Annotated in this window: 26 protein-coding genes; 11 read left to right on the top strand and 15 right to left on the bottom strand. The window is 65.0% G+C overall.

Annotation, left to right across the window (positions count from 1 at the left end; genetic code table 11):
- Positions 1-187: 187 nt before the first annotated feature.
- Together P7C00_RS12480 and P7C00_RS12475 are read right to left on the bottom strand one after the other, a co-directional pair.
- A complete protein-coding gene (locus P7C00_RS12480; RefSeq protein WP_346636346.1) occupies positions 188-1,030 on the bottom strand; it encodes a PhzF family phenazine biosynthesis protein in 843 nt (280 codons plus the stop codon).
- A gap of 1,019 nt (positions 1,031-2,049) precedes the next feature.
- On the bottom strand, positions 2,050-2,754 hold the full coding sequence (locus P7C00_RS12475) for a glutathione binding-like protein (protein ID WP_346636431.1): 705 nt from the start codon (positions 2,752-2,754) through the stop codon (positions 2,050-2,052).
- A 218-nt stretch (positions 2,755-2,972) separates the two neighbouring features.
- Between P7C00_RS12475 and P7C00_RS12470 the strand changes: the two genes are divergently transcribed.
- Together P7C00_RS12470 and P7C00_RS12465 are read left to right on the top strand one after the other, a co-directional pair.
- Complete coding sequence (locus P7C00_RS12470) at positions 2,973-3,635, top strand: histidine phosphatase family protein (protein ID WP_404939238.1); 663 nt, start codon at positions 2,973-2,975, stop codon at positions 3,633-3,635.
- Between the two features lie 101 nt (positions 3,636-3,736).
- Positions 3,737-4,792, top strand: coding sequence for a permease (locus P7C00_RS12465; RefSeq protein WP_404939236.1), 1,056 nt, complete (start codon positions 3,737-3,739; stop codon positions 4,790-4,792).
- 169 nt (positions 4,793-4,961) lie between these two features.
- Here P7C00_RS12465 and mnmH read toward each other — a convergent pair whose 3' ends face one another.
- From mnmH to P7C00_RS12450, 3 genes are read right to left on the bottom strand one after another with little or no spacing between them, the layout of a single operon-like run.
- Entirely contained in the window at positions 4,962-6,059 is a 1,098-nt protein-coding gene (gene mnmH, locus P7C00_RS12460; protein WP_404939234.1) for a tRNA 2-selenouridine(34) synthase MnmH, read from the bottom strand.
- Positions 6,059-7,093, bottom strand: coding sequence for a selenide, water dikinase SelD (selD, locus tag P7C00_RS12455; RefSeq protein WP_404939232.1), 1,035 nt, complete (start codon positions 7,091-7,093; stop codon positions 6,059-6,061). Before selD ends, mnmH begins: the two co-directional genes overlap by 1 nt.
- Positions 7,094-7,138: 45 nt before the next feature.
- Positions 7,139-7,504 carry a DUF4440 domain-containing protein gene (locus P7C00_RS12450; protein WP_404939230.1) on the bottom strand — a complete coding sequence of 122 codons (366 nt, stop codon included), beginning with the start codon at positions 7,502-7,504 and terminating at the stop codon, positions 7,139-7,141.
- A gap of 250 nt (positions 7,505-7,754) precedes the next feature.
- Between P7C00_RS12450 and P7C00_RS12445 the strand changes: the two genes are divergently transcribed.
- Positions 7,755-8,711, top strand: coding sequence for a nucleoside-specific channel-forming protein Tsx (locus P7C00_RS12445; protein WP_346636425.1), 957 nt, complete (start codon positions 7,755-7,757; stop codon positions 8,709-8,711).
- A 107-nt stretch (positions 8,712-8,818) separates the two neighbouring features.
- The gene (locus tag P7C00_RS12440; RefSeq protein ID WP_404939228.1) at positions 8,819-9,847 is read left to right on the top strand and encodes a purine-nucleoside phosphorylase; all 1,029 of its coding nucleotides are present in this window, start codon (positions 8,819-8,821) and stop codon (positions 9,845-9,847) included.
- A gap of 107 nt (positions 9,848-9,954) precedes the next feature.
- Here the strand turns inward: P7C00_RS12440 and P7C00_RS12435 are convergent, their stop codons facing one another.
- From P7C00_RS12435 to P7C00_RS12425, 3 genes are all read right to left on the bottom strand, one after another.
- Positions 9,955-10,911: a zinc-binding alcohol dehydrogenase family protein gene (locus tag P7C00_RS12435; protein ID WP_404939226.1), complete on the bottom strand. Its 957-nt coding sequence runs from the start codon at positions 10,909-10,911 to the stop codon at positions 9,955-9,957.
- 41 nt (positions 10,912-10,952) lie between these two features.
- The gene (locus P7C00_RS12430) at positions 10,953-11,126 is read right to left on the bottom strand and encodes a DUF1427 family protein (protein WP_346636422.1); all 174 of its coding nucleotides are present in this window, start codon (positions 11,124-11,126) and stop codon (positions 10,953-10,955) included.
- Positions 11,127-11,348: 222 nt separating this feature from the next.
- Positions 11,349-12,125 (bottom strand): helix-turn-helix transcriptional regulator, encoded by a 777-nt coding sequence (locus P7C00_RS12425; protein ID WP_346636421.1) that lies wholly within the window; start codon positions 12,123-12,125, stop codon positions 11,349-11,351.
- Positions 12,126-12,360: 235 nt separating this feature from the next.
- Here P7C00_RS12425 and P7C00_RS12420 point away from each other — a divergent pair, with 235 nt between their 5' ends.
- Positions 12,361-12,588, top strand: a complete 228-nt coding sequence (locus tag P7C00_RS12420) for a DUF6555 family protein (protein WP_011060569.1) — start codon at positions 12,361-12,363, stop codon at positions 12,586-12,588.
- Positions 12,589-12,634: 46 nt separating this feature from the next.
- Here the strand turns inward: P7C00_RS12420 and P7C00_RS12415 are convergent, their stop codons facing one another.
- Positions 12,635-12,805: a metallothionein gene (locus tag P7C00_RS12415; RefSeq protein WP_123723590.1), complete on the bottom strand. Its 171-nt coding sequence runs from the start codon at positions 12,803-12,805 to the stop codon at positions 12,635-12,637.
- Positions 12,806-13,057: 252 nt separating this feature from the next.
- Between P7C00_RS12415 and glcD the strand changes: the two genes are divergently transcribed.
- From glcD to glcF, 3 genes are read left to right on the top strand one after another with little or no spacing between them, the layout of a single operon-like run.
- Positions 13,058-14,557, top strand: a complete 1,500-nt coding sequence (glcD, locus tag P7C00_RS12410) for a glycolate oxidase subunit GlcD (protein WP_346636420.1) — start codon at positions 13,058-13,060, stop codon at positions 14,555-14,557.
- A complete protein-coding gene (gene glcE, locus P7C00_RS12405; RefSeq protein ID WP_404939224.1) occupies positions 14,557-15,621 on the top strand; it encodes a glycolate oxidase subunit GlcE in 1,065 nt (354 codons plus the stop codon). Before glcD ends, glcE begins: the two co-directional genes overlap by 1 nt.
- A gap of 3 nt (positions 15,622-15,624) precedes the next feature.
- The gene (glcF, locus tag P7C00_RS12400; protein WP_346636418.1) at positions 15,625-16,842 is read left to right on the top strand and encodes a glycolate oxidase subunit GlcF; all 1,218 of its coding nucleotides are present in this window, start codon (positions 15,625-15,627) and stop codon (positions 16,840-16,842) included.
- A 19-nt stretch (positions 16,843-16,861) separates the two neighbouring features.
- On the opposite strand, the gene P7C00_RS12395 is transcribed toward glcF, so the two are convergent.
- Entirely contained in the window at positions 16,862-17,308 is a 447-nt protein-coding gene (locus P7C00_RS12395; RefSeq protein ID WP_346636417.1) for a DMT family transporter, read from the bottom strand.
- 2 nt (positions 17,309-17,310) lie between these two features.
- Entirely contained in the window at positions 17,311-17,736 is a 426-nt protein-coding gene (locus P7C00_RS12390; protein ID WP_404939964.1) for a DMT family transporter, read from the bottom strand.
- 192 nt (positions 17,737-17,928) lie between these two features.
- On the opposite strand from P7C00_RS12390, the gene P7C00_RS12385 reads away from it, so the two are divergent.
- Positions 17,929-18,891: a LysR family transcriptional regulator gene (locus tag P7C00_RS12385; RefSeq protein ID WP_404939222.1), complete on the top strand. Its 963-nt coding sequence runs from the start codon at positions 17,929-17,931 to the stop codon at positions 18,889-18,891.
- 73 nt (positions 18,892-18,964) lie between these two features.
- Here the strand turns inward: P7C00_RS12385 and P7C00_RS12380 are convergent, their stop codons facing one another.
- On the bottom strand, positions 18,965-20,233 hold the full coding sequence (locus P7C00_RS12380) for an Nramp family divalent metal transporter (RefSeq protein ID WP_404939962.1): 1,269 nt from the start codon (positions 20,231-20,233) through the stop codon (positions 18,965-18,967).
- 208 nt (positions 20,234-20,441) lie between these two features.
- Between P7C00_RS12380 and P7C00_RS12375 the strand changes: the two genes are divergently transcribed.
- A complete protein-coding gene (locus P7C00_RS12375) occupies positions 20,442-20,903 on the top strand; it encodes a thiol-disulfide oxidoreductase DCC family protein (protein ID WP_404939220.1) in 462 nt (153 codons plus the stop codon).
- A gap of 18 nt (positions 20,904-20,921) precedes the next feature.
- On the opposite strand, the gene P7C00_RS12370 is transcribed toward P7C00_RS12375, so the two are convergent.
- Genes P7C00_RS12370 through folE form a run of 3 tightly spaced genes read right to left on the bottom strand, consistent with a single transcriptional unit; the run spans position 20,922 to position 22,562 of the window.
- Positions 20,922-21,449, bottom strand: a complete 528-nt coding sequence (locus P7C00_RS12370) for a DUF3833 domain-containing protein (RefSeq protein ID WP_346636412.1) — start codon at positions 21,447-21,449, stop codon at positions 20,922-20,924.
- A 24-nt stretch (positions 21,450-21,473) separates the two neighbouring features.
- A complete protein-coding gene (locus P7C00_RS12365; protein ID WP_346636411.1) occupies positions 21,474-22,001 on the bottom strand; it encodes a chalcone isomerase family protein in 528 nt (175 codons plus the stop codon).
- The gene (gene folE, locus P7C00_RS12360; protein WP_404939218.1) at positions 22,002-22,562 is read right to left on the bottom strand and encodes a GTP cyclohydrolase I FolE; all 561 of its coding nucleotides are present in this window, start codon (positions 22,560-22,562) and stop codon (positions 22,002-22,004) included.
- Between the two features lie 434 nt (positions 22,563-22,996).
- On the opposite strand from folE, the gene P7C00_RS12355 reads away from it, so the two are divergent.
- Positions 22,997-23,761, top strand: coding sequence for a hypothetical protein (locus P7C00_RS12355; RefSeq protein WP_346636409.1), 765 nt, complete (start codon positions 22,997-22,999; stop codon positions 23,759-23,761).
- Positions 23,762-23,918: the final 157 nt, after the last annotated feature.

Here is a 23,918-nt window from a genome sequence, read left to right as displayed (position 1 = left end):
AGCGATGGCGAAAAAAGGCTGAAAGCTTATGCCCGCAGCCGCCGTGGTACAAACCCGCGGCGCCCAAGAGAGCCTTGTCTATTCGGTAACAATCCAGGCAAAGCCCCATATCCCGGCACTCTGCGCACATTGCCGGGAGCGGCCTGCGACCATCCGCCGCAATCGAGCGACCCCGCCGCCTCGCGGTTCAGATGTGCAGCTTGCCTTCGATACAGGTGACCGCTGCCCCACCGATCCACACTTCGTCGCCCAACTGCTGCACCTCGATCCTGCCGGCGCGGCCCATGCTCAGGCCCTGGCTGACCCGATAGCGCGACGGTGCCAGCCCGGCGCCCAGCAGCCACTGGGCGATACCGGCGTTGAGGCTGCCGGTGGCCGGGTCCTCGGGCATGCCATCGCCGGCGATAAAGGCCCGGACCTCGAACTGTGCGTCGCTGTCATCACGCTGGGGATCACAAGGCGCGATCACCCCAACCGCCAGACCGATCAGCGCCGGGTAGTCGGGTTGCAGGTCCAGCACCTGCTGGCGTTCGGCGAGCATCACCGCCAGCCAGCCGGCGCCGTTGTCGACCCACTGCGCCTGCACGATGTCCCCGAGCGCCAAGCCCAGCCCCTGGCGCACCTGCTCCAGCACCTCGGGCTCCACCGGGCCGGACTTGAGCAGCGGCGGCGCGAGAAACGCCAGCTGATGGTCCTGACGGCGAATGCGCACCAGACCGACTTCACACTCCTGGATGATCTCCTCGCCCTGAGGCACGCCGCCGGATTCCAGCCAGGCGTGGCAACTGCCCAGGGTCGGGTGACCGGCGAAAGGCAGCTCTTGAGTGGTGGTGAAGATCCGCAGGCGATAGTCGGCCCGCGGGTTGCGGGGTTTGAGGAGGAAGGTGGTTTCGCTGAGGTTGGTCCAGGTGGCGAAAGCGGCCATGCGTTCGTCGCTGAGGTTGTCGGCGTTGAACACCACGGCCAGGGGGTTGCCTTTGAGCGGGGTGGTGCTGAAGACGTCGACTTGTTTGAAGTTCAGGGCGGGCATTGGGGGGGCCTGTGAGGGGGCGGTTGGTGATTGTAATGGGTTCGGGGTGGGGTATATATCCGGTGCTGCGGGTGGGGCTGCTTCGGGTTCGGGGGGTGGGGACATATCCATTCCTGCGGGTGTGGCTGCTGGCGAGCGGGGTTTGGGTACATATCCATTCCTGCGGTAACGGCCACTTAGGGTTTCGCCCTTACGGCGAGTCACTTTGGAAGGAGCCCAAAGTAACCAAAGGCTCTTGCCCCTCCACTCGGTGCCTCGCCTAGGCTCGGCATGCCCTCACTCCGGCATTGATCCGTGGGCCGCCGCCACCGGCCATCCATGGCCGGGTGGCGGCTAACCCGGCATCCTGCCGGGTTACCCACGGCTCAATGCCTGCGTTCGGCCATCGTGGTTAACGGGGCGCTCAGATCAAGATCAAAATCAAGAGCGCGACGGCGGCCTTGCGGCCGGCCTGAAGCTAAGGGTGGGTGCGTTTCTGTAGGAGCTGGCTTGCCAGCGAAGGCGTCCGCCCAGGCGCTGCATGACTTACGGGCCTCTTCGCCGGCAAGCCGGCTCCTACGGACAGCGCGTAAACGCGCTTGGCTCTGGCTTTTGATCTTGATCTTGATCTTCAGGCCCCTTCCCAGCCGGCCGAGCGTAGGCGTTGCGTAGGGGGCAGCTCGGCAAGGATGCCGAGCTAGCCGCCACCCGGCCATGGATGGCCGGTTGGCGGCGGGCCCCCGGAGCAATGCCGGAGAGAGGGCACCCCGAGCCCCAGCGAGGGGCCCATGGAGGGGCAAGCGTTTTTGCTTACTTTTTTGGCGTTTGAAAAAAGTGAGTCGCCGTAAGGGCGAAACCCTAAGTGGCCATAACCGCAGCAACGGATATGTACCCCCCCTCCATCGCCGTAAGGGCGAAACCACCAGCGGCCATAACCGCAGCAACGGATATGCACCCCGCCCCCCATCGCCGTAAGGGCGAAACCACCAACCGCCATCACCACAACACTGGATATGTCCCCTACCCCCTAAAAAAACACCTCAAACAACCTTGGGAATCTCCAACCCCCTCACCACCGCCGGCCGCGCCAGGAATTTCGCCAGCACCCGCTGCACCTCAGGGAAGCTATCAATCCCCACCAACTCACCCGCCTCATAAAACCCGATCAAATTCCGAATCCACGGAAAGGTCGCAATATCGGCAATGGTATAGCGCTCGCCCATGATCCACTCCCGCCCCTGCAGGTGTTTGTCCAGCACCCCCAGCAAACGCTTGGCCTCGTTCACGTAACGCTCCAGCGGCCGCTTGTCCTCGTATTCCTTGCCGGCAAATTTGTTGAAGAACCCCACCTGCCCGAACATCGGCCCGATGCCCCCCATCTGGAACATCAACCACTGGATGGTTTCATAACGGGCAGCCGATTCCTGAGCCAGCAGTTGCCCGCTCTTGTCCGCCAGGTAGATCAGGATCGCCCCCGATTCGAACAACGCCAAAGGCTGATCGCCAGGACCATGGGGATCGAGAATCGCCGGGATCTTGTTGTTCGGGCTGACGCTGAGGAACTCAGGGGTCATCTGATCCTGGGTCTCGAAGCTGACCCGGTGCGCTTCATAAGGCAGGCCGATCTCTTCGAGCATGATCGAGACCTTGACCCCGTTGGGAGTCGGCAGGGAATACAGTTGAATCCATTCGGGAAACTGCGCAGGCCATTTCTGGGTAACGGCAAAAGCGGAAAGATCGGTCATGACAGGCTTCCAATGACAGTCAAAGGGGGGCGCCACACAAGGCAACGGTCGGCGATTATCCGCCGGGTTTTCTTAAATCGGCAACATACCGCGGTTAGTCTGACGCCTCATCGAACCAAACGCCGTCCAGGGACTCAGAAGCACTGCCTTCACCGGCCGTGATGACAGGGAATACACAGGTTTGTCAGCCTCCACCCCTTGCGCTGAAGAATCCCGCCATGCCCCTGCTCCGCCGCTTCAAGAACCGCGCCTACCTGCTGCTACCGACCTTGTTGCTGGGTAGCGCCCTGTGCCTGTCCCTGGAGTCCAGCGTCAGTCGTGCACAACCGGCGGACGGCACTCAGACCCTGGTGTTCCTGCGCCATGCCGAGAAACCCGCCGGCGGCCTGGGCCAGCTCAACTGCCAGGGGCTGAACCGGGCCATCGACCTGGCCTCGCTGCTACCGGAAAAGTTCGGTAAGGCGCAGTACGTGTTCGCCGCCGACCCGACACGCAATGTCGAGGAAGGCGAGCTGGACAACTCCTACAGCTATATCCGCCCCTTGATGACCATCAGCCCCAGCGCCATCAAGCTCGGCCTGCCGGTGAACATCGATTTCGCCGCCAATGACACCAGCGACCTGGCGGATGAGCTGCTGCATGACCGCTACCACAACTCGATCATCTACACCGCCTGGTCCCACGGCTATCTGCCGGAGCTGATCAACAAGGTCGCCGAAGAAGCGGTGGGCGAGAAGCGCCCGATCACTGAGGATTGGGCCTCCAACGACTTCGACTCGCTGTACGTGCTGACCCTGACCTGGCACAACGGCAAGGCCAGCCTGCACAGCCAGAGCTACAAGCAGGGCCTGGACAATGGCGAGCAAGACTGCCCGAGCTGAGCGCAGCGGTAGCAGCGACCGAGGACCGGCTTATCGGTTCGCGGCGCACCGGCGCCAGCGGCTACAATTCGCGCCTATTGTCTTTGTGCGGAATTGCCTCAATGTCCAACCTCGCCCCCACCCAGCCCACCCGCGGCTGGGCGTTCTGGTGCAAACCCCTGCTGTTTCTACTCGTGGCCGCCATCGGCCTGTATTACGTGAAATGGTCGCCCTACTACCTCAAGGCCTTTGTCGCCGCCGACAGCCATAGCATCGGCGCGTCGATCCTCAACGATCAGCAAAGTTCGCCCTGGAGCGCCGCCCTGGCCTATTCCCAGGTGTACTTCCTGGCCATCTGGAAGGCCGCGGTGCTGGCGGTGATCCTCGGCTCGCTGCTGCAAGTGCTGATTCCCCGGGACTGGCTGCTGCGCCTGTTCGGCCGCGCCGGCTTCGGCTCGACCCTGCGCGGCGGGCTGTTCGCCCTGCCGGGAATGATGTGCTCCTGCTGCGCAGCCCCGGTGGCTGCTGGCCTGCGCCGACAGAAGGTCTCGGTGGGCGCGGCGCTGGCGTTCTGGATCGCCAACCCGGTGCTCAACCCGGCCACCCTGGTGTTCATGGGCTTTGTCCTGGGCTGGGGCTTTTCCGCCCTGCGCCTGGTGGCGGGCATTGTCCTGGTGCTGGGCGTGTCCCTGGTGGCGCAACGGGTCGCCGGCCCCGAGCAACTACCCGAGGCCGCAGTGGATGCGGTGGTGGAAGCCAGCACGGTGAACGATCAGCCGTTCCTCAGCCGCTGGGGCAAAACCTTGTGGCAACTGTTCTGGAGCACCATTCCGATCTACGTGCTGGCGGTGCTGGTGCTGGGCGCAGCGCGGGTCTGGCTGTTCCCGCATATCGACGGCGCCATGGGCGACAGCCTGTGGTGGCTGGTACCGCTGGCGATTGCCGGGACCTTGTTCGTGATCCCTACGGCGGCAGAGATTCCCATCGTCCAGACCATGATGACCCTGGGCCTGGGCACCGGGCCGGCGGTGGCGCTGCTGATGACCCTGCCAAGCATCAGCCTGCCGTCACTGCTGATGCTGCGCAAAGACTTCGATGCCCGGGTACTGGTGACCGTGGCCGTGCTGACCATGCTGGTGGGGATTGTCTGCGGGTTGATTGGCGCGGCGTTGTTGTAGGGCTGGAGGGCCCTTTCGCTGGCAAGCCAGCTCCTACGGTCGGTGGGGAGCTGCCCATGTAGGAGCCGGCTTACCGGCGAAGGCGATCTCGCGGGCCCCTTCGCTGGCAAGCCAGCTCCTACGGTTGGTGGGAGCTGCCCATGTAGGAGCCGGCTTGCCGGCGAACGGGTCAGCGCGGTGAGCGCTGGCGCAGGTAATCGAGCACGGCGCCGTGGTCGCCGCTGAACTCGATCCGCGCGCCCTTGCTCTCGCGCTGGTAGGCGTACATCGGGTCGTAGTACTCGCCCAGCAAGCCTTCGATCCACCCCCGATGCAGTTCCACATCGCCGCTACGGGCCTGTTCGGCCAGGGCCGCTTCCATCAGCAGCAACAGGCGACGGTGACGCTCGCCCCCCAGGCGCTTGTGGATCTTGTTCAGGCTCTCCAGCAGACTCTCGGCAAACAGCGCAAAGCCCGCCTCGCCATGCACCTCGATGAACTCGGCGCACAGGTTGACCACGTAATCCTCAAGGATGCGCTGCACTCGGCTGTCGAGGCGGTCCTCCAGCCAGACCATGGGCAAGCCCTGCATGCTCTGGTACAGCGGCAACGGCAAGGCGCAGCTGCCGATCATGCGGTTCTCGTCTTCCAGGACAAAACCCTGCACGCCGCGCTCGCGCTTTTTCAGCAGGTCCACCGCCAGGCGGTTTTCGAAGTCGATGTTGCTTGGCTGCCCGGTGGCGCGCCGGCCAAAGCTGGAGCCGCGGTGGTTGGCGTGGCCTTCCAGGTCCAGGGCGTTGTCCAGCAAGCCCAGCACTTCGGTCTTGCCGGTGCCGGTCATGCCCCCCAGCAGGACGAATTCGCACTGCTGCAGAGCCTGCTCGGTGGTGTCCAGAAGAAAGGTACGCATGGCCTTGTAGCCGCCGCCGACCCGCGGGTAGTCGATGCCCGCTTCGTCCTTGAGCCATTGCTGGACGATCTGCGAGCGCAGGCCGCCACGGAAGCAGTACAGCAGGCCGTCGGGGTGGGCACGGACAAACTCGGCCCAGGCCTGGATGCGCTGTTGCTTGATGTCGCCGGACACCAACTGATGGCCCAGGACAATCGCCGCCTGTTGGCCCTGCTGCTTGTAGCAGGTGCCGACCCGCTGGCGTTCCTGGTCGGTCATCAGTGGCAGGTTGAGCACCCCGGGAAAGGCGCCCTTGGTGAATTCGATCGGCGCCCGGGTGTCCATCATCGGCCGGTCGCGGAGGAAAATCTCACGGTAATCGGTGCAGTCAAAAGGCATCAGAACACCTCGACCGCGTGACTCTGTCGCTCTACCAGCTCGCCGATAGGCGCCAGCTGCAGACCCAGTTCTGCCGCCAGGGCGAGGAACTCGGCATTGCCTTCAGGCGTCACCGCCACCAGCAGGCCACCGCTGGTCTGTGGGTCGCAGAGCACCCGTTTGTGCAACTCCTGAACCCGGCCGATTTTCTCGGCGTAGCTGCTGTAGTTGCGCAAGGTGCCGCCGGGCACGCAGCCCTGGTCCAGGTAGTACTCGACGCCTGGCAGGCGGGGCACCCGGTCGTAGTGAATCTTTGCGCTGAGGCCACTGCCGTCGGCCATTTCCACCAGGTGCCCGAGCAGGCCGAAACCGGTGACGTCGGTCATCGCGGTCACCCCTTCGAGCTTGCCGAAACGGCTGCCGGGCTTGTTCAAGGTGCACATCCAGTCTCGGGCCAGGCCGATGTCGGCGCTGCGCAGCTTGCCCTTTTTCTCGGCGGTGGTGAGCACGCCGATCCCCAGGGGCTTGGTCAGGTACAGCAGGCAACCGGCCGTGGCGGTGTCGTTGCGCTTCATGAAGCGCTTTTCCACCAGCCCGGTCACCGCCAGGCCGAAGATCGGCTCAGGGGCGTCGATGGAGTGGCCGCCCGCCAGGGGAATGCCCGCCGCGTCGCACACGGCGCGCCCGCCACGGATCACTTCCCGGGCGATTTCCGGGGCCAGCACATTCACCGGCCAGCCGAGAATGGCAATGGCCATCAGCGGGTCGCCACCCATGGCGTAGATATCGCTGATGGCGTTGGTGGCAGCAATGCGACCGAAATCGAAAGGATCGTCGACGATGGGCATGAAGAAGTCGGTGGTGGAGACCACACCGCGCTCGCTGTCGATGGCATAGACCGCCGCGTCATCGCGCGAGGCATTGCCGACCCACAGCTTGGGATCGAGGTTCTGCGCCCCGCTGCCGGCCAGGATCACCTCCAGTACCTGGGGCGAAATCTTGCAGCCGCAGCCGGCTCCGTGGCTGTACTGGGTCAGGCGAATCGGTTCGCTCATGGGACACCTCGTCAAGTTCAGGACGGCGGATTCTAGCAGAGGGGGTCAGGCACCGGGCCGGGGCGTACCCTGATGGAACAGCATCTGCCAATGGCCCTCACGGCAGCGCCACAGCGAGCTGCGCCAGGCGCTGCTGGCCGGGCGCTCGCCCACTGCGGCGTTATGGCACAGGTAGGTGACCTGAACCAGATCGACCGCCAGCGGCTGCAGCGAAAACTCACTGATCCGGCGCTCGATAAACACTTGCTGCGGCAGGCTTTCCAGCACCTGCGCCTTGTCCCAACGCCCACCACTGGCGCCGAATTCGAGAAAATCATCGGCCAGCAAGGCGTCCAGCGCCTGGCGATCGCCACGCACCTCGGCCTGCTGCAGGCGGGTTTCCAATTCCAGCAAGAGTTGATGCAACGCCATGGTCGAGCTCCGCAGAAAATCCAGCCCCGGACTTTAGCAGTGCCCCGCTTTCGCGCGCACCGCCCCCTGCCCGGGCATTTTTTGACCCCAGAGCCAGCTTCCGAGGCGTTTCCAATTGTTTTTCAACTGCCTATTTCAAGTTGGTACGCCATGTGCAAACGTTTGCGAGTTGCAATTTTGTGGGTGTTCGCCACCGCCATGCGCGCGAGCAGACATCAGGGACTTCACACCGCAAGAACAGGGACTTTCCATGCACAACCGCTTCCCACGCTTCGTTTCCCGCCGCCGATGGGCTGTTTCCCTTGGGCTGGCCGGCGTTACGGGTCTACTCAGCAGCGCCGCGCTGGCCCAATCGCCCCCGCCGGACGAATCGGCCCAGGGCGAAAGCCTCAGCAACGACGTACAACCGGCCAAGCCCGGGGCCTACCTCTCGGACTGGTACAACCAGGACCTGATGCTGATCGGCAGCAAGGACATCAGCTTCGGCCCGCGTCCGGCAGACGACATCTACCTGGAATACGAATACTTCGGGCGCAAGGGCCCCTTCGAACTGTACGGCTACATCGACCTGCCGAAGATCCTCGACATCGGCAACAGCCACGACAAGGGCATCTGGGATCACGGTTCGCCGCTGTTCATGGAGCACGAACCGCGAATCTCCATCGACTACCTGGCCGGCCGCAGCCTGGCCATCGGCCCGTTCAAGGAGTGGTACGTGGCCTTCGACTGGATCTACGACCACGGCAGCCGCACCGCCAACCGCGCCAACACCCTTTACAGCGGCCTGGGCACCGACATCGACACTCATTCGCGGGTCAACCTCTCGGCCAACTTCTACGGGCGCTACCAGTGGGAAAACTACGGTGCCAGCAATGAATATTCCTGGGACGGCTACCGCGCCCAGCTGAAATACATCGTGCCCATCGACACCTTCAGCAACGGCGCCTCGCTGACCTACATCGGCTTCACCAATTTCGATTTCGGCTCCGACCTGCACCAGGACAATCCGGCCCGCACCGCCAACGCCACAGTGGCTACCAACGTGTTGCTGTACGCCTTCACTCACCTGCGCTTCACCCTGGTGGGCCGCTACTTCCACAACGGCGGCAACTGGGAAGACGGTAGCGTGCTGAATTTCGGCGACGGCGAGTTCCGTGCCCGCTCCAATGGCTGGGGCTATTACGCCGGGGTCGGTTATCAGTTCTAGAAGCAGTTGCAAGCGGCAAGCTACAAGCGGCAAGTCAGGGGCAGTCGATGAATTGCCATCTGGATCAGGCAGGATTAGCGCCGGCTAACGGCAGTCATGGAGGTTGTATGCGTGGGATTCAAAAGGTTTCGTGGGGACTGGGCTTGAGTGTTGCGCTCGCCAGCAGCGCCTGGGCCGGTGAGGCACCGATCAAGCCCAAGGTGGTGCTGATCAGCATGTTCGCGCCGGAAGCGCAGCACTGGATCGAGCGCCTGGAGCTCAAGCGCGAGATTCGCGTGCCGGGGCTGGCGGCGGAGTATCCGAGCATTCGCTGCAATGACCGGGACGTGTGCCTGTTGACCACCGGCATGGGCCAGACCAATGCCGCGGCGTCAACCCTGGCGCTGGCCCTGTCGCCGAAGTTCGACCTGCGCAAAAGCTATTTCCTGATTGCCGGAATCGCCGGCATCAGCCCGCACCAGGGCACCATCGGCACCGCGGCCTGGGCTCATTACCTGGTGGAGTTCGGCACCCAGTGGGAACTCGATTCCCGGGATGCGCCCAAGGACTGGCCCACCGGTTACCTGGGGATCAACACCAAGAGCCCGAACGAAAAACCGCCCCTGGACTACAAGACCGAAGTCTTCGAGCTGAACCCCAAGCTCCAGGCCAAGGCCTTCGCCCTGAGCCACAAGGTGAGCTTGAGCGAGAGCCAGGAGTCGGCGGCCTGGCGCCTGAAATACCCCAAGGCCCCAGCCAACCAGCCACCCGTGGTGACCCGCTGCGACACCCTGGCGGGCAACACCTGGTTCTCCGGCACTCGCCTGAGCGAACGGGCCGAAGTCTGGACCCGACTGCTGACTGACAATAAAGGCACCTATTGCACCACCCAACAGGAAGACAACTCCACCTACGAAGCCTTGCTGCGGGCCAGCCGTGAGGGCCTGGTGGACATCCAGCGGCTGGCGGTGCTGCGCGCCGGTTCCGACTTCGACCGCCCGGCACCGGGGGCCAGCGAAGTCGACAACCTGCTCAAGTACGCCGACCAGGGCGGCTTTGTCCCGGCCCTGGAGAACCTGTACCGGGCCGGCAACCCCCTGGTACAGGACATCCTCACCCACTGGTCGACATGGGAAAAAGGCGTCCCCGAAGCCTGATCCCCCAACCTATAACCCGTAGGAGCCGGCTTGCCGGCGAAGGCGGTCTCAGGGGCCTCTTCGCTGGCAAGCCAGCTCCTACCGGGGCGCAGGTGCATCGTGGGATTTCAGGGGATGAGGATGACTTTTTCGCTGCGCCCCTGGTTCACTTCGGCATAGCGCTCCAGCCCCTGCTCCAGCGGCGATTCGTACAAGCCTTCCGGCAAGGGCAGCAAACCCTCATCGAAATAGCGGCCGAACTGCTCCAGCATCGCCGCGCACGCCTCGACGCCGTACAGCAGCGAGTTGATCCCCACCACCGAGCCGCCCTTGCGGTACAAGCCCAGGGCCGGCAGTTGCACATGCCCGTCCACCGGCGCGGCAATGATGGCGATGCGGCCGAAGGTGGCCAAGGCCGGCACCGCCGCCGGCAGCCAGAAGCCAGTGGTGTCGAAGATCACGTCAGCGCCATCGGCGTAATGTTCCGCAACCTGAGCCGCCAGGGCCTCGGGCTGTGCCAGTTGCAGGCTCGGATAACCCTGGACCTGCAGCATCCGGACCTGCTCCGGACGTCGCGCCGCCGCCAGCACCCGAGCGCCGCGCACCTTGCCCAGGGCCAGCGCCGCAGTGGCCACTGCACCGCCGCCAATCACCAGCAAACGCGTACCCGCCACCACGCCACTGCGCTCCAGGGCATCCCAGGCTGTGGTGTAAGGCACGCCGAGGCTGGCGGCCTGGGCAAAGCTCAAGACCCTGGGCTTTAGGGCCACGCCCCTGGCCGACAGGACCACGTATTGGGCATGGCTGCCGTCGGCGAAAAAGCCCAATTCCCGGCCGGTGCCCCAGACTTCAAGGCCCAGCAGCTCGGCCGGCCCCTGCTCCACGACTCCGGCGAAATCCCGGCCGGGAATCCGTGGCAGCGTGGTGTAGGGAAAGCGCCCGAGGACGTTCTTCACGTCACTGGGGTTGAGGCCTGCGGCCTTGATCCGCACCCGCACCTGATCGGCGCCGGGGACCGGGGTCGGGACCTCCACCACGCGCAGGGCAGCGAGGTCGCCTGTCTTGGAAAATTGCAGTGCTTTCATCGTCGGTTCCAAAGAATGGGGATCAGCAAGAAAAGGCCTGTTCAGGACAACCAGTTGCTGAACAACTGCCGCCCCAGGGGCCACAGCTGTTCGCCGCCGAGCATGCCCAGCAGGCCCACCAGGGCGATGGCCGGAGGGGCCGGGGAGCGCACCTGCAAGGCGCCGTAGAGCAGTCCGACCAGCAGGCCGGCCGCCAGGGAAATCAGGTAGTTCATGCTGCGCTCCAGAAGCCGTGGCGATCACGCCGAAGGGTGGTGGCGTCTGGGGCAAAGTCTAGGCAGCGGGCGCCTGGGGCATCGGTCAAGTGCTTCAGGATTTCGGCCAAAACCACCGTCATTCAACGGCGCCCCTGTCGTGGCTCGCAGGCCCGCGAAACAGCTGCAAGGTCCGGCCACAGGGCCTGGTTCCAGCGCCCTTGAGCCGATCACGGCGGGCGATCAGGCAGTCGCTTCGCCACCGGCGTACTGGGACGGCGCGACACCCAGCTCACGACGGAACATGTCGCTGAAGCTGCTGGGTGAGTAACCCAGCTCCCGGGCAATACGGCTTACCGGCACGCCCTGGATCAGCTCGGCGGCCGCGGTGGCCAGTTGCACCTGGCGCCGCCATTCGGCAAAGCCCAGGCCCAATTGTTCCTTGAACAGCCGCGCCAGGGTGCGCACGCTGGCACCCACCGCATCGGCATGCTGCTCAAAGGAAATGGCCAGGGACGGCGCGGCCATCACCGCCTGGCACAGGCGGCCAAGACGGCGGTCGGAGGCGTCCGGCAAGGCGATCTTCAACTGCGAGCGGCGGGCCCGTTGCAGCTCCAGCAACGCCAGACTCACCAGGGCTTCGTAGTAGTCCGGCTGCGGCGGCTCCAGCTCCACCAGGCGCACGATCAACTCCCGCAGCAGGCTGTCCACTTGCAGCACCTGGACCCTGGCGTCCAGGGTCGCCGCCAGGGACGGACGCAGGTAGATATTGCGCATCTGCAAGTCGCTGACCACGCGAATGCCGTGGACCACGCCGGGCGGCAGCCACACCGCCCGCTGCGGCGGCACCACCAGGGCTTCGGAAGGCGTCTCGACCCACATCACGCCGCTCATGGCATACAGCAACTGGCCCCAGGCGTGCTCGTGGGGCTCGATGAACAGGCCCCGGGGATAGGTGCGCGCCAGGGGCTGCACCGGGATCGCGGTGTCGCTCAGATCGGGTGGGGTGGCCAGGGCCATGGCTAGCTCGCAAAGGGTCGGCGGGGGCCCATGGTAACTAGCTGGCCTGCGGCCCGCCAGACACCCGAAAACACTCTGAAGGCCACTGTTTGCCAAGGGGCTTGGCGCCGCTTGCACGGCCTCTGGAGCGCCGCTGCAGGGCGCCATGACCGTTGGTGCCAGAGTCGGGCAATCAAAGTGAATTTTTGCGCGTACGCGGGATCACTCAAGGATCACAGGGAGGAATAGAGGCTTTATGAACAACGCAAAACTCTTCGTCATCGAATACACCCTTCACGGCGCTCCCAAGTCCTTCATCATTCGCCAGGAGAAGATGGACAACGCCGAGGCCTGGCACTGGGCAAGTTGTGATGCGGGAGTGGGCCGCATCGGCCGTTTCGGCCGGGAACGGGTGAAGAAGACCAGCAAGCCCATGGCGGAAAAGTTCGGTATCGAGAATGTCACCTGGCGGCCATCGGTCTAGGCCTGCCGGCAACGGGTGGAGCCGCAGCCCCACCCGCATCCGCTCCTCAGCCGTGGGCGCCCTTGGCGCATTTGCACCCTTCGGTGGACGCACAAGGCTCACCGTGGGCGTGATGATCGGCGCAAGCCTGACAGCAGTAGTGCTTGCCGTGACGGACAATCGCATGAGCCCCCAGCTTGCAGGTGCAGGCCGGACAGGCGCAGGTTTCATTGGACATGGCAGGGTTCCTTTTTATCAGTCTTTCAGGGGACTCGATCACCGGACCACCTGAGACAGCGGCGGCCACTGCACGGCACGAGTACTCCAAAGACTAGGCCAACCCGGCCCCACCGCCACGCCAGCAGCGACTAAAGTGGTTCGGCCAGCGCACGCACGGACCGATGGACACCCAGGCCCGGCAAGCCAATGATGCAGGCAGTCGTAATGCTGTCTCGACCTGACAAGAACAACCCAAGGTCATTCGCCGCCCATGACGATTCTCTATGACGAAACCCTCGACGGCGCCCTGCCCGACGTCGACAAGCAAGCCCTGATCCGGGCCTTGCGCAGCCAATTGCCGGACCTGGAACTGCTGGATCAGGAACAGCAGCTCAAGCCTTACGAATGCGACGGTCTGAGTGCCTACCGCACCACACCGATGCTGGTGGCCCTGCCGCGGCAGCTGCACGAGGTCCGGCGCTTGCTGCAGATCTGCCACGAGCACCGAGTGCCGGTGGTCGCCCGAGGTGCCGGTACGGGGCTGTCCGGAGGCGCCCTGCCCCTGGAAAAAGGCCTGTTACTGGTGATGGCGCGCTTCAAGGACATCCTGCACATCGACCCTGCCGCCCGCTGCGCCCGAGTCCAGCCGGGGGTGCGCAACCTGGCGATTTCCCAGGCGGCGGCGCCCTTCGGTCTGTACTACGCCCCCGATCCTTCATCGCAGATCGCCTGCTCCATCGGCGGTAACGTCGCGGAAAACGCCGGGGGCGTGCATTGCCTGAAATACGGCCTGACCGTGCACAACCTGCTGCAGGTGCAGATGCTCACCGTCGAGGGCCAAGCCATGACGCTGGGCAGCCAGGCCCTGGACTCCCCAGGGTTCGACCTGCTGGCACTGTTCACCGGCTCCGAGGGCCTACTGGGGGTGATCACTGAAGTCACGGTCAAGCTGCTGCCCAAACCCCAGGTGGCCAAGGTGCTGCTGGCGGCCTTCGACTCGGTGGAGGCCGCCGGCCATGCGGTGGCCCAGATCATCGCCGCAGGGATCATTCCCGGCGGCCTGGAAATGATGGACAACCTGGCCCTGCGCGCCGCCGAGGACTTTATCCACGCCGGTTACCCGGTAGACGCCGAAGCCATCCTGCTGTGCGAGCTGGACGGGGTGGAAGCCGATGTGCATGACGACTGCGAGCGAGTGCGCCAGGTCCTGCAGCAGGCCGGCGCCACCGAGGTGCGCCAGGCCCGGGACGAAGCTGAGCGGATACGCTTCTGGGCCGGGCGCAAGAATGCCTTTCCGGCGGTAGGCCGCTTGGCCCCGGACTACTACTGCATGGACGGAACCATTCCCCGGCGCCAGCTGCCGGGGGTGCTGCGGGGCATTGCCCGTCTCGCCGCCGAGCATCAACTGCGGGTGGCCAACGTGTTCCATGCCGGAGACGGCAACATGCACCCGCTGATTCTGTTCGATGCCAATCAGCCGGGGGAGCTGCAACGGGCCGAGGCCCTGGGGGGCAAGATCCTCGAACTGTGCGTGGCCGTGGGCGGCAGCATCACCGGCGAACACGGCGTGGGCCGGGAGAAGATCAACCAGATGTGCGCCCAGTTCAACGCCCACGAGCTGGCCCTGTTCCATGGGGTCAAGGCGGCCTTCGATCCCGGCGGCCTGCTCAACCCCGGCAAGAACATCCCGACTCTGCAGCGTTGCGCCGAATTTGGCGCCATGCACATCCATGATGGGCAACTGCCCTTCCCCGAACTGGAGCGCTTCTGATGACTACGCCACCCGACGGCGATGCCAGCGCCGCGCTGCTGGAACAGGTCCGCAATGCCCTGCAGGACAGCACTCCGCTGCGTATCCAGGGCGCCAACAGCAAAGCCTTTCTCGGCCGCGAGTGCGCCGGGGAAATCCTCGATACTCGCAGCCATTGCGGCATCGTCAGCTACGACCCCACGGAGCTGGTGATCAGTGCCCGGTCCGGCACGCCGCTGGTGCAACTGCAGGCCACCCTGGACGCCGCCGGGCAGATGCTGCCCTGCGAGCCCCCGGCCTTCGGCGCCGGCGCCACCTTGGGGGGCATGCTCGCCAGCGGCCTGTCCGGCCCGCGCCGGCCCTGGGCCGGGGCCGTGCGCGACTACGTCCTGGGCACCCGGATCATCAGCGGTACGGGTCAGCACCTGCGCTTTGGTGGCGAGGTGATGAAGAACGTTGCCGGCTACGACCTGTCGCGCCTGATGGCCGGCAGTTTCGGCTGCCTGGGGCTGGTCACCGAAGTGTCGCTGAAGGTCCTGCCCAAGCCCCGGCAATGCCTGAGCCTGAGCCTGGAAATGTCGCCCCGCCAAGCCTTGGCCAGACTCGCCGAATGGGGCCAGCAGCCGTTGCCCATCAGCGCCGCCTGTCATGACGGCACCCGCCTGCACCTACGCCTGGAGGGCGGTGAAGGCTCGGTGGCGGCGGCCCATGACCGGCTCGGCGGCGAGCCTCTGGACTCGCAGTACTGGAGCCTGCTCAACGAACAGCAGTTGGATTTTTTCGATCCCGGCCCGCCGCTGTGGCGCCTGTCGCTGCCCCACAACACTGCGCAACTGGAACTGCCCGGCGCCCAACTGCTGGACTGGGGCGGGGCCCAGCGCTGGCTCAGGTCCGAGGCACCCGCCGCATCCATTCGCGCCGCCGCCAGTGCTGTCGGCGGTCACGCCACCTGCTACAGCCACGGCCTGCTGGACAGCCCCTTCCAGCCCCTGGCGCCCACCCTCTTGCACTATCACCAGCGCCTCAAGGCGCAACTGGACCCCCAAGGGATCTTCAACCCCGGCCGACTCTACGCGGAGCTCTAGCCCATGCAGACCACCCTCAGCCCAGAGGCCCGGCAACTGCCCCGGGCGGCAGAAGCCGAGCGCATCCTGCGCAGCTGCGTGCACTGCGGTTTCTGCAATGCCACCTGCCCCACCTACCAGTTGCTGGGCGACGAACTGGATGGCCCGCGGGGCCGCATCTACCTGATCAAGCAGGTGCTGGAGGGCGCCCCCGCCACCGCGCAGACCCAGCAACACCTGGACCGCTGCCTGTCGTGCCGCAACTGCGAGACCACCTGCCCGTCCGGGGTCGATTATCACCACCTGCTGGACATCGGCCGCGCCGTGGTGGACGCCGCCGTGCCCCGGCCCCTGGGCCAGCAATGGCTGCGTCGCGGACTGCGGGCCCTGAGCGCCAATGCGCAATTGTTCAAGGCCCTGATCAACAGTGGCGCCCGCCTGCATCCCCTACTGCCCCAGGCGCTGCAGGACAAACTGCCGCGTCAGGTGCCCCCAGCCAAGGCGCGGCCGGCCATGAGCCACCCACGCCGAGTGCTGCTGCTCGAAGGCTGCGTGCAGCCGGGGCTGTCACCCAACACCAACGCCGCGGCGGCGCGAGTCCTGGACCGCCTGGGGATCAGCGTGCAAGCGGTGAGCGCGGCCGGCTGCTGCGGCGCCGTGGACTATCACCTCAACGCTCAGGAAGCCGGGCTGCAGCGCGCGCGGCGCAATATCGACGCCTGGTGGCCGTACCTGGAACAGGGGGCCGAAGCCATCATCCAGACCGCCAGCGGCTGCGGCGCCTTTATCAAGGACTACCAGCACCTGCTGGCCCATGACCCGGTCTATGGGCCCCGGGCCCGGCGGGTCAGCGCCCTGGCCCGGGACCTGGTGGAGGTGCTGCGCGACGAGCCCGTGGAACAACTGGGGGCCCACAGCCAACAGCGCCTGGCCTTCCATTGCCCCTGCACCCTGCAGCACGGGCAAAAACTCGGCGGCGCCGTGGAGGCGCTGTTGCAGCGAGTGGGGTTCAACCTGACCACGGTGCCTGACAGCCATCTGTGCTGTGGCTCGGCAGGCACCTACTCCCTGACCCAGCCAACCCTGGCCCGACAACTGCGGGACGATAAGCTGCGGGCCCTGGAAAGCGGCCAGCCGGAGTTGATCGTCACTGCCAACATCGGCTGCCAGACGCACCTCGACAGTGCCGGCCGCACCCCGGTCCGCCACTGGATCGAGGTGCTGGAAGCCGCCCTGCCCTGATCGAGTCCGGGCGCCGCGGCTAACGCCGGCTGCTGCGGTACATGAACAGCAGCGCCAGGGCCAGGCACAGCATCGCCAGAATCCGGCTGGCGGAGAGCTCGATGGCCGGGTTGCCGAACCAGCCGAAGTTGTCGATCAGCATGCCCATGCCCAACTGCCCAAGGATCACCGCCACCGTGGCCACCGCCGCGCCGACCCGGGGCACCGCCCCCACCATCACCAGCATGTAGACCACGCCGAACAAGGCCCCGGTCAGCTGCCATTTCGGCGCCTGGAGCAAGGTCATGGCCTGGGGCGGCTGGAAAAACACGATCAACAGACCGGTGATCAAGGCCCCCACGGCAAAGGTCAGCAGGCTGCTGCGCAACACCCCGACGCTTTCACCCAGGCGGCCATTGATCGCCGCTTGCACACTGAGCACCGCACCCGCGGCCACCACCAGCACCAACAATAGAATCAGGTTCATGTTCAACCTCGGGCAATCAGGATCAGGGCCACGACAATCAGCACCAGGGCCAGCCAGCGTTCGCCGTTGACCGGTTTGCGGGCGCTGCCGAACCAGCCGAAATGGTCGATCAGCACGCTCTTGCCCACTTGCCCGGAGAGGATCGCGATCATAGTCATCGCAATGCCGATATGGGGCGTGGCCAAGGTCAGCACCACCACGTAGATCGGTCCCAGCACCCCACCGAGCAATTGCCAGCGCGGCAGTTGGCTGAAGGCCGGCCCCGGCTGCGGACCGCTGAACAACAGCAGCAGAAACAGCAATGCCGTGCCCACACCGAAGATGCTCAAGGTCGCCCACAGATGACCGACCTTGGCTCCCAGCGGCCCCAACAGACCAGCCTCCACCGACAGCCCCATGCCCGCCAGGATCACCAGCGGCAACAACATCCAGCGCTGCCAGCCAGCGCGGGGTTCAACCAGGGCCGCCGGGGTCGGCAGCGCCGGATCTAAAACATTGGAAGACATGCAACACCTGCTTGGAGATCAAGGAATGGCGGGCATTATCGATTGCGTCAGCTTTGCGATAAATGGGAGCATGCCGACAACACCTTTGCGCAAAACGCACAGCAAGGATTTCCCATGCAAGGCTTCAACGACCTGGGTCTCAAGGCCCTGCGCCTGTTCGTCGCGGTGCTCGACCAGGGCAGTTTCTCCGCCGTGGCGCGCCGCGAGGGGCTGGCGCCCTCGTCCATCTCGCGGCAGATCCAGCTCATGGAACAGGCCCTGGGCCAGCAACTGCTCTATCGCCACACGCGCGCCGTCAGCCCCACCGAAGCCGGACGCCTGCTGGGGCATCACGCCCGGCGGGTATTGGCGCAATGGGAAGAGGCGGAGCAAGCCTTGCAGGAACAGCAGGACGAACCCGCCGGGTTGGTGCGGATCAATGCTCCGGTGGTGTTTGGCCAGCGGCACCTGTCGCCCTGGCTGGGGGAACTGCACGGGCGCTATCCGAAGCTGCAACTGGATATCCAGCAGACCGACAGCTACATCGACCCCTTGCAGGACGGCACCGACCTGCTGTTTCGCATCGGCGTCCTGGAGGACTCCTCGATGCAGGCACGCCTGCTCGCCCCCCAGCGCTATCGGGTGGCGGCCAGCCCCGCCTATCTGGAACGCCATGGCACACCGCGACACCCGCAGCAGTTGCAGCAGCACCAGTGCCTGGCCTACAAGGGCGAAACCGGCCAGCAGCGCTGGTTCTTCCGTCAGGGCCGGGGCGACTGGACGCCTTACAGCGTCAAGGGCCCCCTGACCGGCAACCACGCCGACACCCTGACCCAGGCCGCCGAACAGGGCCTGGGGCTGGTGATGTTTCCTTCATGGCTGATTGGCGAGGCCCTGCATCAAGGCCGCCTGGTGGCCTTGTTCGAAGACTTCGATGTGGCCACCAGTCTCGAGCCGCAGCAGATTGCCGCCCTCTGGCCCGGCAGCCGGCGCCTCTCGGTGAAGGTGCGCACGGTGATCGACTTCTTCGTCGACAAATTCGGCCCGGAGCCGTATTGGGACCGCCGCCCAACCCCCACACCCACCACCGCCCCGTAGGAGCTGGCTGGCCAGCGAAAGCGTCGGCAAGACCTGCCCAGGCTCAACGGCCCCTTCGCCGGCAAGCCGGCTGTTAGAGGAAGAGTTGGGCGATCAGCCAGGTGTTGGCTGCGCTGATGACGGCGAACAAGCTCCAGGCCAGCCATCGCGTCGGCCAGCGGTTGACGAATTCGCCCATCAGGCGCCGGTCGTTGGTCATACGGATCAGCGGGTACAGGGCAAACGGCAGTTGCAGGCTCAGCACCACCTGGCTCAACACCAGCAGTTGGCCCACTGCGCCATCCCCCAGCAGCCAGACGCCGATAAACGCCGGAATCAGCGCCAGCCCCCGGGTGATCAGGCGCCGCTGCCAGCAGGGAATCCGCAGGTTCAGGTAACCCTCCATGATCACCTGCCCGGCAATGGTCCCGGTGAAGGTCGAGCTCTGTCCCGAGGCCAGCAGCGCCACGCCGAACAGCACGCTGGCCAGGGCTCCACCCACCAGCGGGTCCAGCAGGTGGTAGGCATCCTGGATTTCCACCACATCGCTGTGTCCGGTGTTGTGGAAGGCCGCGGCGGCAAGGATCAGGATCGCCGCGTTCACCAGCAGCGCCAGGGCCAGGGAGCCGATGGTGTCGATCCGCGCCAGCTTGATGGCATCGGCGCGGCTGGCCCGGTCCTGGCCGATCAAGCGGGTCTGCACCACCGAAGTGTGCAGGTAGAGGTTGTGGGGCATCACCGTAGCGCCAAGGATGCCGATGGCCAGGTACAGCGGCGCGGCGTCGCTGATGGCCGAAAGCGAGGGGGTGAAGCCCCGGGCCACGTCCGGCCAATAGGGTTTGATCAGCAGCAGTTCAATGAAGAAACACACGCCGATGGTCGCCACCAGCGCCAGCATGATCGCCTCCAGCCGGCGAAAGCCGCGATTCTGCAAAGCCAGGACCAACAGCGTGTCGAAGGCGGTGATGACAATCCCGGTGCTCAGGGACACCCCCAGCAACAGGTGGAACGCCAGGGCACATCCCAGCACTTCGGCAAGGTCGGTGGCGATGATCGACACCTCTGCCGCCAGCCACTGGGCCCGGGCCGAACGGGGGCTGTAGCGTTCCCGGCAGAGCTGCGCCAGATCGCGCCCGGTGGCGATACCCAGGCGTGAGCACAGGCATTGCACCGCCATGCCGGCCAGGCTCGCCAGCAACACCACGAACAGCAGGTTGTAGCCATAGCGCGACCCCGCCTCGATGGCCGTGGCCCAGTTGCCCGGGTCCATGTAACCGATGGAAATCAGCAACCCGGGACCGGCAAAACGCAACAAACGCTTGAACAGCGAGTCGCGGGGATCGACGGACACGGAGCCCGCCACTTCCGGCGGACAAAAGGGGGCGGTGGCTATGTTCGGTAGGCTGAATTTCACGGGGATTTCCACGACGAATTGGCGCAAGGGCCCAGCTTAGAGGTTTCAGCGCAGGCACCCAAGCCTGAATTTTCACCCTGAAGGCGAGTATGCTGCTGCCATTCCAGACCCTTGCGACGCCTGCTGCAGGCATCGACTTCCTGCCCAAGGTGGCCCCGTGAACAGCAGTGCGCCAGTTCCAGAACCCGACACCCAGCCCCCCTTCCTGCATCCCGGCGACCGGGTGCTGCTGTTCGACGGTGTGTGCAAGCTGTGCAATGCCTCGGTGCGTTTCGTCATCCACCACGACAGCCAGCGGCGAATCAAACTGGCGTCGATGCAATCGCCCCAGGGCCAGGCGCTGCTGAAATGGTTCGGCCAACCCACCGAGCAGTTCGACTCAGTGCTACTGATCGAGGACCAGGGTCTGTCCCAACGCTCCGAGGCCTTTATCCGCCTGATGGCGCAACTGCCCGCCCCCTGGCGCTGGCTGCGCCTGCTGCGCTGGATTCCCCGGCCACTGCGGGACTGGGGCTACGACCGTATCGCCGGCAACCGCTACCGCTGGTTCGGTCGGCACGACGTCTGCCTGCTGCCCAGCCCCGACCATCGCGGGCGCTTTCTCGACGACCCGTCCTGACACCCGGAGCGAGCCCCATCAGCCGGGCTGGCGCCGGAAGAACAGGGTCACCTGCCCCAGCTCGAAGCCGAACTTGGTCATGTAGGAACGATTGGCCAGGGTGTTTTCGTCCAACAGGTACATCCAGTCATCGAAGTGCACCTGATAGGTCTTGCCGTCCACCGGCAGGTTGAGCACATAACGCCAGCGCAGGGCATTGCCGGAGACTTCGCCCAGGGCCTCGCCGACCACATCGTCGGCGGTGCCACGCCACAGGCCGGGGCCCGTCGGGACCAGGGTCCAGACCCGGGTCTGGCGGCTGCCGTCGCTGTAGGTAAAGTCCTCGTGCATGATGAACTTCTCGCCTTCGCTGCGGCTGTCGATCTGCACATGAAAGCGCTTGATCACCTCGCCGGAGCGCTTCTGGAACAGGCCCCAGGCCTCCACCCGGCCACTGAAGAACTGCCGCAGCTCCAGCTCGGGCTTCTGGTCACGGTATTGCTTGACATCGGTGTCGCTGCAAGCAACCAGGCCGAGGCACAGCACCAGCAAGTATTTCTTGAGCATGGAACATCTCCTGTGCTGCGCCCGCTATCGGCCCAGCAGTTGTGCGCGCAACTGCGGATTGCGGGTGCGCGGGTCGAGCCAGATGGCGAAGAACGCTCGGGCGAAGGCTTCGTCGTCGACCGTGTACTGCAAGCGCTGGTCGACAAAAAACTGCACCCCGCGACCGGGCAGGAACACCCCGGTGATGCGCTGACCCGGTTCGACATCGACGAAGGCGCGCTGCATCTGCGCCTGCCAATCCTTGAGTTGCGCCGCACTGACCGCCGTGCCGGACAAGCGCTGGATCTCATCCAGACTGGTCTGCACCAGCTCGTCACGCCGGATCGTGCGCCGGTAGGTCAGCTCCAAGGCAAAGGGGCTGTCGTCCGCCAATGGCAACGCCGTGCCCCAGAGCCGCGCGCTGTAGACCTTGAAGCCGAACCAGCTGAACTCACCGCTGCCCAGCAGTCGGGCATTGGGCAACGACGCTTGCCAGCCGGCATTGGCCGTGGCGCAGAGCAGCATCAGCAGCCACAACCACCGGGCCGCGCCCACTCGCCGGATGCGCTTCATTCAGGGCTGCCTGCGCAACAGTTGGAGAAACTCCTGGCGGGTGCTGCTGGACTCGCGAAAGGCCCCCAGCATCACCGAGGTGTTCATCAGCGAATTCTGCTTCTCGACCCCGCGCATCATCATGCACATGTGCCGCGCTTCGATGACCACCGCCACCCCGGCAGCCCGGGTCACTTCCTGGATCGCCTCGGCAATCTGCCGGGTCAGGTTTTCCTGGATCTGCAGGCGTCGCGCATACATGTCGACGATCCGCGCCACCTTGGACAGGCCCAGTACCTGGCCGGTGGGGATGTAAGCCACATGGGCCTGACCGATGAAGGGCAGCAAATGGTGCTCGCACAGGGAATACAACTCGATGTTCTGGACCATCACCATCTCGTCGCTGGTGGAGCTGAACAACGCACCGTTGACCAACGCTTCGAGGCTGGTTTCGTAACCATGGCACAGATAACGCAAGGCCTTTGACGCTCGCTGCGGGGTGTCCCGCAAGCCTTCGCGGGACGGGTCTTCACCCAGCCCCTGGAGAATGCCGTGAAAATGTTCGGAGAGTGGATCGTACATGGCGCACAGATTCCGCAAGGTTGATGAAGCGGGCATTTCCTTGCACGCACCAAGGAAAAAAAGGGTCCCGAGGTGGCCAACCACACAACTGACCCAGCCCCGACTCCACCAGGGCTTGACCTCGGGAACCCAAAAGCGCGGGGAGTGACAGCCTGAGCCGCAAAAACTGGCAGTTATCACCTCATCCCACACTGAAAAACCTATACGAGAATTTAATTTTTGTACAACTTTTATCGATAAAAACCCGATAAAACTCACTAATACTTGTACAAAAAGCTCAAAACCCGATTCATCCTCAATGTTTCGTACAAGAAAACCCGGCACTGTCCTACCCTCTCCGGCGCTTGGCTATTTGCCAGGTACAGGTATCAGATACGCACCAAATGCCGGGTTGGATGCTAGGGTGGCGCACCGTTCATCCACCGAGTCCTCCCATGCTGCTGTTGAAACTGCTGACAGTTCCCGGATTCCTGCTGTTGATTTCCCTGGCGAGCAAGCGCTGGGGGCCGAATGTTGCCGGCTGGCTCGCGGGTTTTCCGGTAGTGGTGGGGCCGATCCTGCTGTTTCTGGCCCTGGAGCAAGGCCCGGTGTTCGCCACCCACGCCGCAGTGGCGGCCCTCTCGGCATTGTTCGCCATGATCGCTTTCAGCGTTGCCTACACCCATGCCGCGCAGACCCTGGCCTGGCCCGGGGCCCTGAGCATCGCCACCCTGGTCTGGGTGCTGCTGGCCAGCGTGATCGCCCAGGTCCCGGCCTCCCTGGGGTTCTCGATTTTCTGTGCCGCCAGCGCCCTGTTACTGGCGCCCCGGGTATTCCCCCGGGTCAGGACTGTGCCCGCCCTGCCCGGCACCCAGTCCGACAAACTGGTGTATCGCATGCTCGCCGGGGCCCTGTTGACCCTGGCCGTCACCTTACTGGCCAGCACCGTCGGCGAACGCTGGAGCGGCATGCTGGCGGTGTTCCCGGTGTTGGGCAGCGTATTGGCGGTGTTCTCCCATCAGAGCCATGGGGTGGCCTTCACCACCGTGCTGCTGCGTGCCTTGAGCACCGGCCTGTACTCCTTCGCCGCGTTCTGCCTGGTGCTGGCCACGGCCCTGCCCTCGCTGGGGCTGTGGGCCTTCGTGCTGGGGGTGGCGGTATCAATGCTGGTGCTGGCCCTGAGCAAACGATTGTTGAGCACTCCCCGCGCCGCCACGTAGGCACCGGCTTGCCGGCCAAAGCCCTTTCGCGGACTTCTGCGCCGGCCAGCGCAATGCCGCCCACCGCTCCAGCACAAGCCGCGCCGGCACGCATTCCCGGCCATTGGTCCGTCGGGAAAAATCCCTCTGGAGCAGGCCGTGACGGCCGTGGGATGAT

This window comes from Pseudomonas sp. JDS08PS003 (assembly GCF_045013505.1).
Classification (GTDB): domain Bacteria; phylum Pseudomonadota; class Gammaproteobacteria; order Pseudomonadales; family Pseudomonadaceae; genus Aquipseudomonas; species Aquipseudomonas protegens_B.
This window is presented reverse-complemented; position numbering and strand designations above follow the sequence as displayed.

Coding starts and splice junctions, on each gene's coding strand:
- P7C00_RS12480 (WP_346636346.1), bottom strand. CDS start 1,030: ATGCCCGCCCTGAACTTCAAACAAGTCGACGTCTTCAGCACCACCCCG.
- P7C00_RS12475 (WP_346636431.1), bottom strand. CDS start 2,754: ATGACCGATCTTTCCGCTTTTGCCGTTACCCAGAAATGGCCTGCGCAG.
- P7C00_RS12470 (WP_404939238.1), top strand. CDS start 2,973: ATGCCCCTGCTCCGCCGCTTCAAGAACCGCGCCTACCTGCTGCTACCG.
- P7C00_RS12465 (WP_404939236.1), top strand. CDS start 3,737: ATGTCCAACCTCGCCCCCACCCAGCCCACCCGCGGCTGGGCGTTCTGG.
- mnmH (WP_404939234.1), bottom strand. CDS start 6,059: ATGCCTTTTGACTGCACCGATTACCGTGAGATTTTCCTCCGCGACCGG.
- selD (WP_404939232.1), bottom strand. CDS start 7,093: ATGAGCGAACCGATTCGCCTGACCCAGTACAGCCACGGAGCCGGCTGC.
- P7C00_RS12450 (WP_404939230.1), bottom strand. CDS start 7,504: ATGGCGTTGCATCAACTCTTGCTGGAATTGGAAACCCGCCTGCAGCAG.
- P7C00_RS12445 (WP_346636425.1), top strand. CDS start 7,755: ATGCACAACCGCTTCCCACGCTTCGTTTCCCGCCGCCGATGGGCTGTT.
- P7C00_RS12440 (WP_404939228.1), top strand. CDS start 8,819: ATGCGTGGGATTCAAAAGGTTTCGTGGGGACTGGGCTTGAGTGTTGCG.
- P7C00_RS12435 (WP_404939226.1), bottom strand. CDS start 10,911: ATGAAAGCACTGCAATTTTCCAAGACAGGCGACCTCGCTGCCCTGCGC.
- P7C00_RS12430 (WP_346636422.1), bottom strand. CDS start 11,126: ATGAACTACCTGATTTCCCTGGCGGCCGGCCTGCTGGTCGGACTGCTC.
- P7C00_RS12425 (WP_346636421.1), bottom strand. CDS start 12,125: ATGGCCCTGGCCACCCCACCCGATCTGAGCGACACCGCGATCCCGGTG.
- P7C00_RS12420 (WP_011060569.1), top strand. CDS start 12,361: ATGAACAACGCAAAACTCTTCGTCATCGAATACACCCTTCACGGCGCT.
- P7C00_RS12415 (WP_123723590.1), bottom strand. CDS start 12,805: ATGTCCAATGAAACCTGCGCCTGTCCGGCCTGCACCTGCAAGCTGGGG.
- glcD (WP_346636420.1), top strand. CDS start 13,058: ATGACGATTCTCTATGACGAAACCCTCGACGGCGCCCTGCCCGACGTC.
- glcE (WP_404939224.1), top strand. CDS start 14,557: ATGACTACGCCACCCGACGGCGATGCCAGCGCCGCGCTGCTGGAACAG.
- glcF (WP_346636418.1), top strand. CDS start 15,625: ATGCAGACCACCCTCAGCCCAGAGGCCCGGCAACTGCCCCGGGCGGCA.
- P7C00_RS12395 (WP_346636417.1), bottom strand. CDS start 17,308: ATGAACCTGATTCTATTGTTGGTGCTGGTGGTGGCCGCGGGTGCGGTG.
- P7C00_RS12390 (WP_404939964.1), bottom strand. CDS start 17,736: ATGTTGTTGCCGCTGGTGATCCTGGCGGGCATGGGGCTGTCGGTGGAG.
- P7C00_RS12385 (WP_404939222.1), top strand. CDS start 17,929: ATGCAAGGCTTCAACGACCTGGGTCTCAAGGCCCTGCGCCTGTTCGTC.
- P7C00_RS12370 (WP_346636412.1), bottom strand. CDS start 21,449: ATGCTCAAGAAATACTTGCTGGTGCTGTGCCTCGGCCTGGTTGCTTGC.
- P7C00_RS12365 (WP_346636411.1), bottom strand. CDS start 22,001: ATGAAGCGCATCCGGCGAGTGGGCGCGGCCCGGTGGTTGTGGCTGCTG.
- folE (WP_404939218.1), bottom strand. CDS start 22,562: ATGTACGATCCACTCTCCGAACATTTTCACGGCATTCTCCAGGGGCTG.
- P7C00_RS12355 (WP_346636409.1), top strand. CDS start 22,997: ATGCTGCTGTTGAAACTGCTGACAGTTCCCGGATTCCTGCTGTTGATT.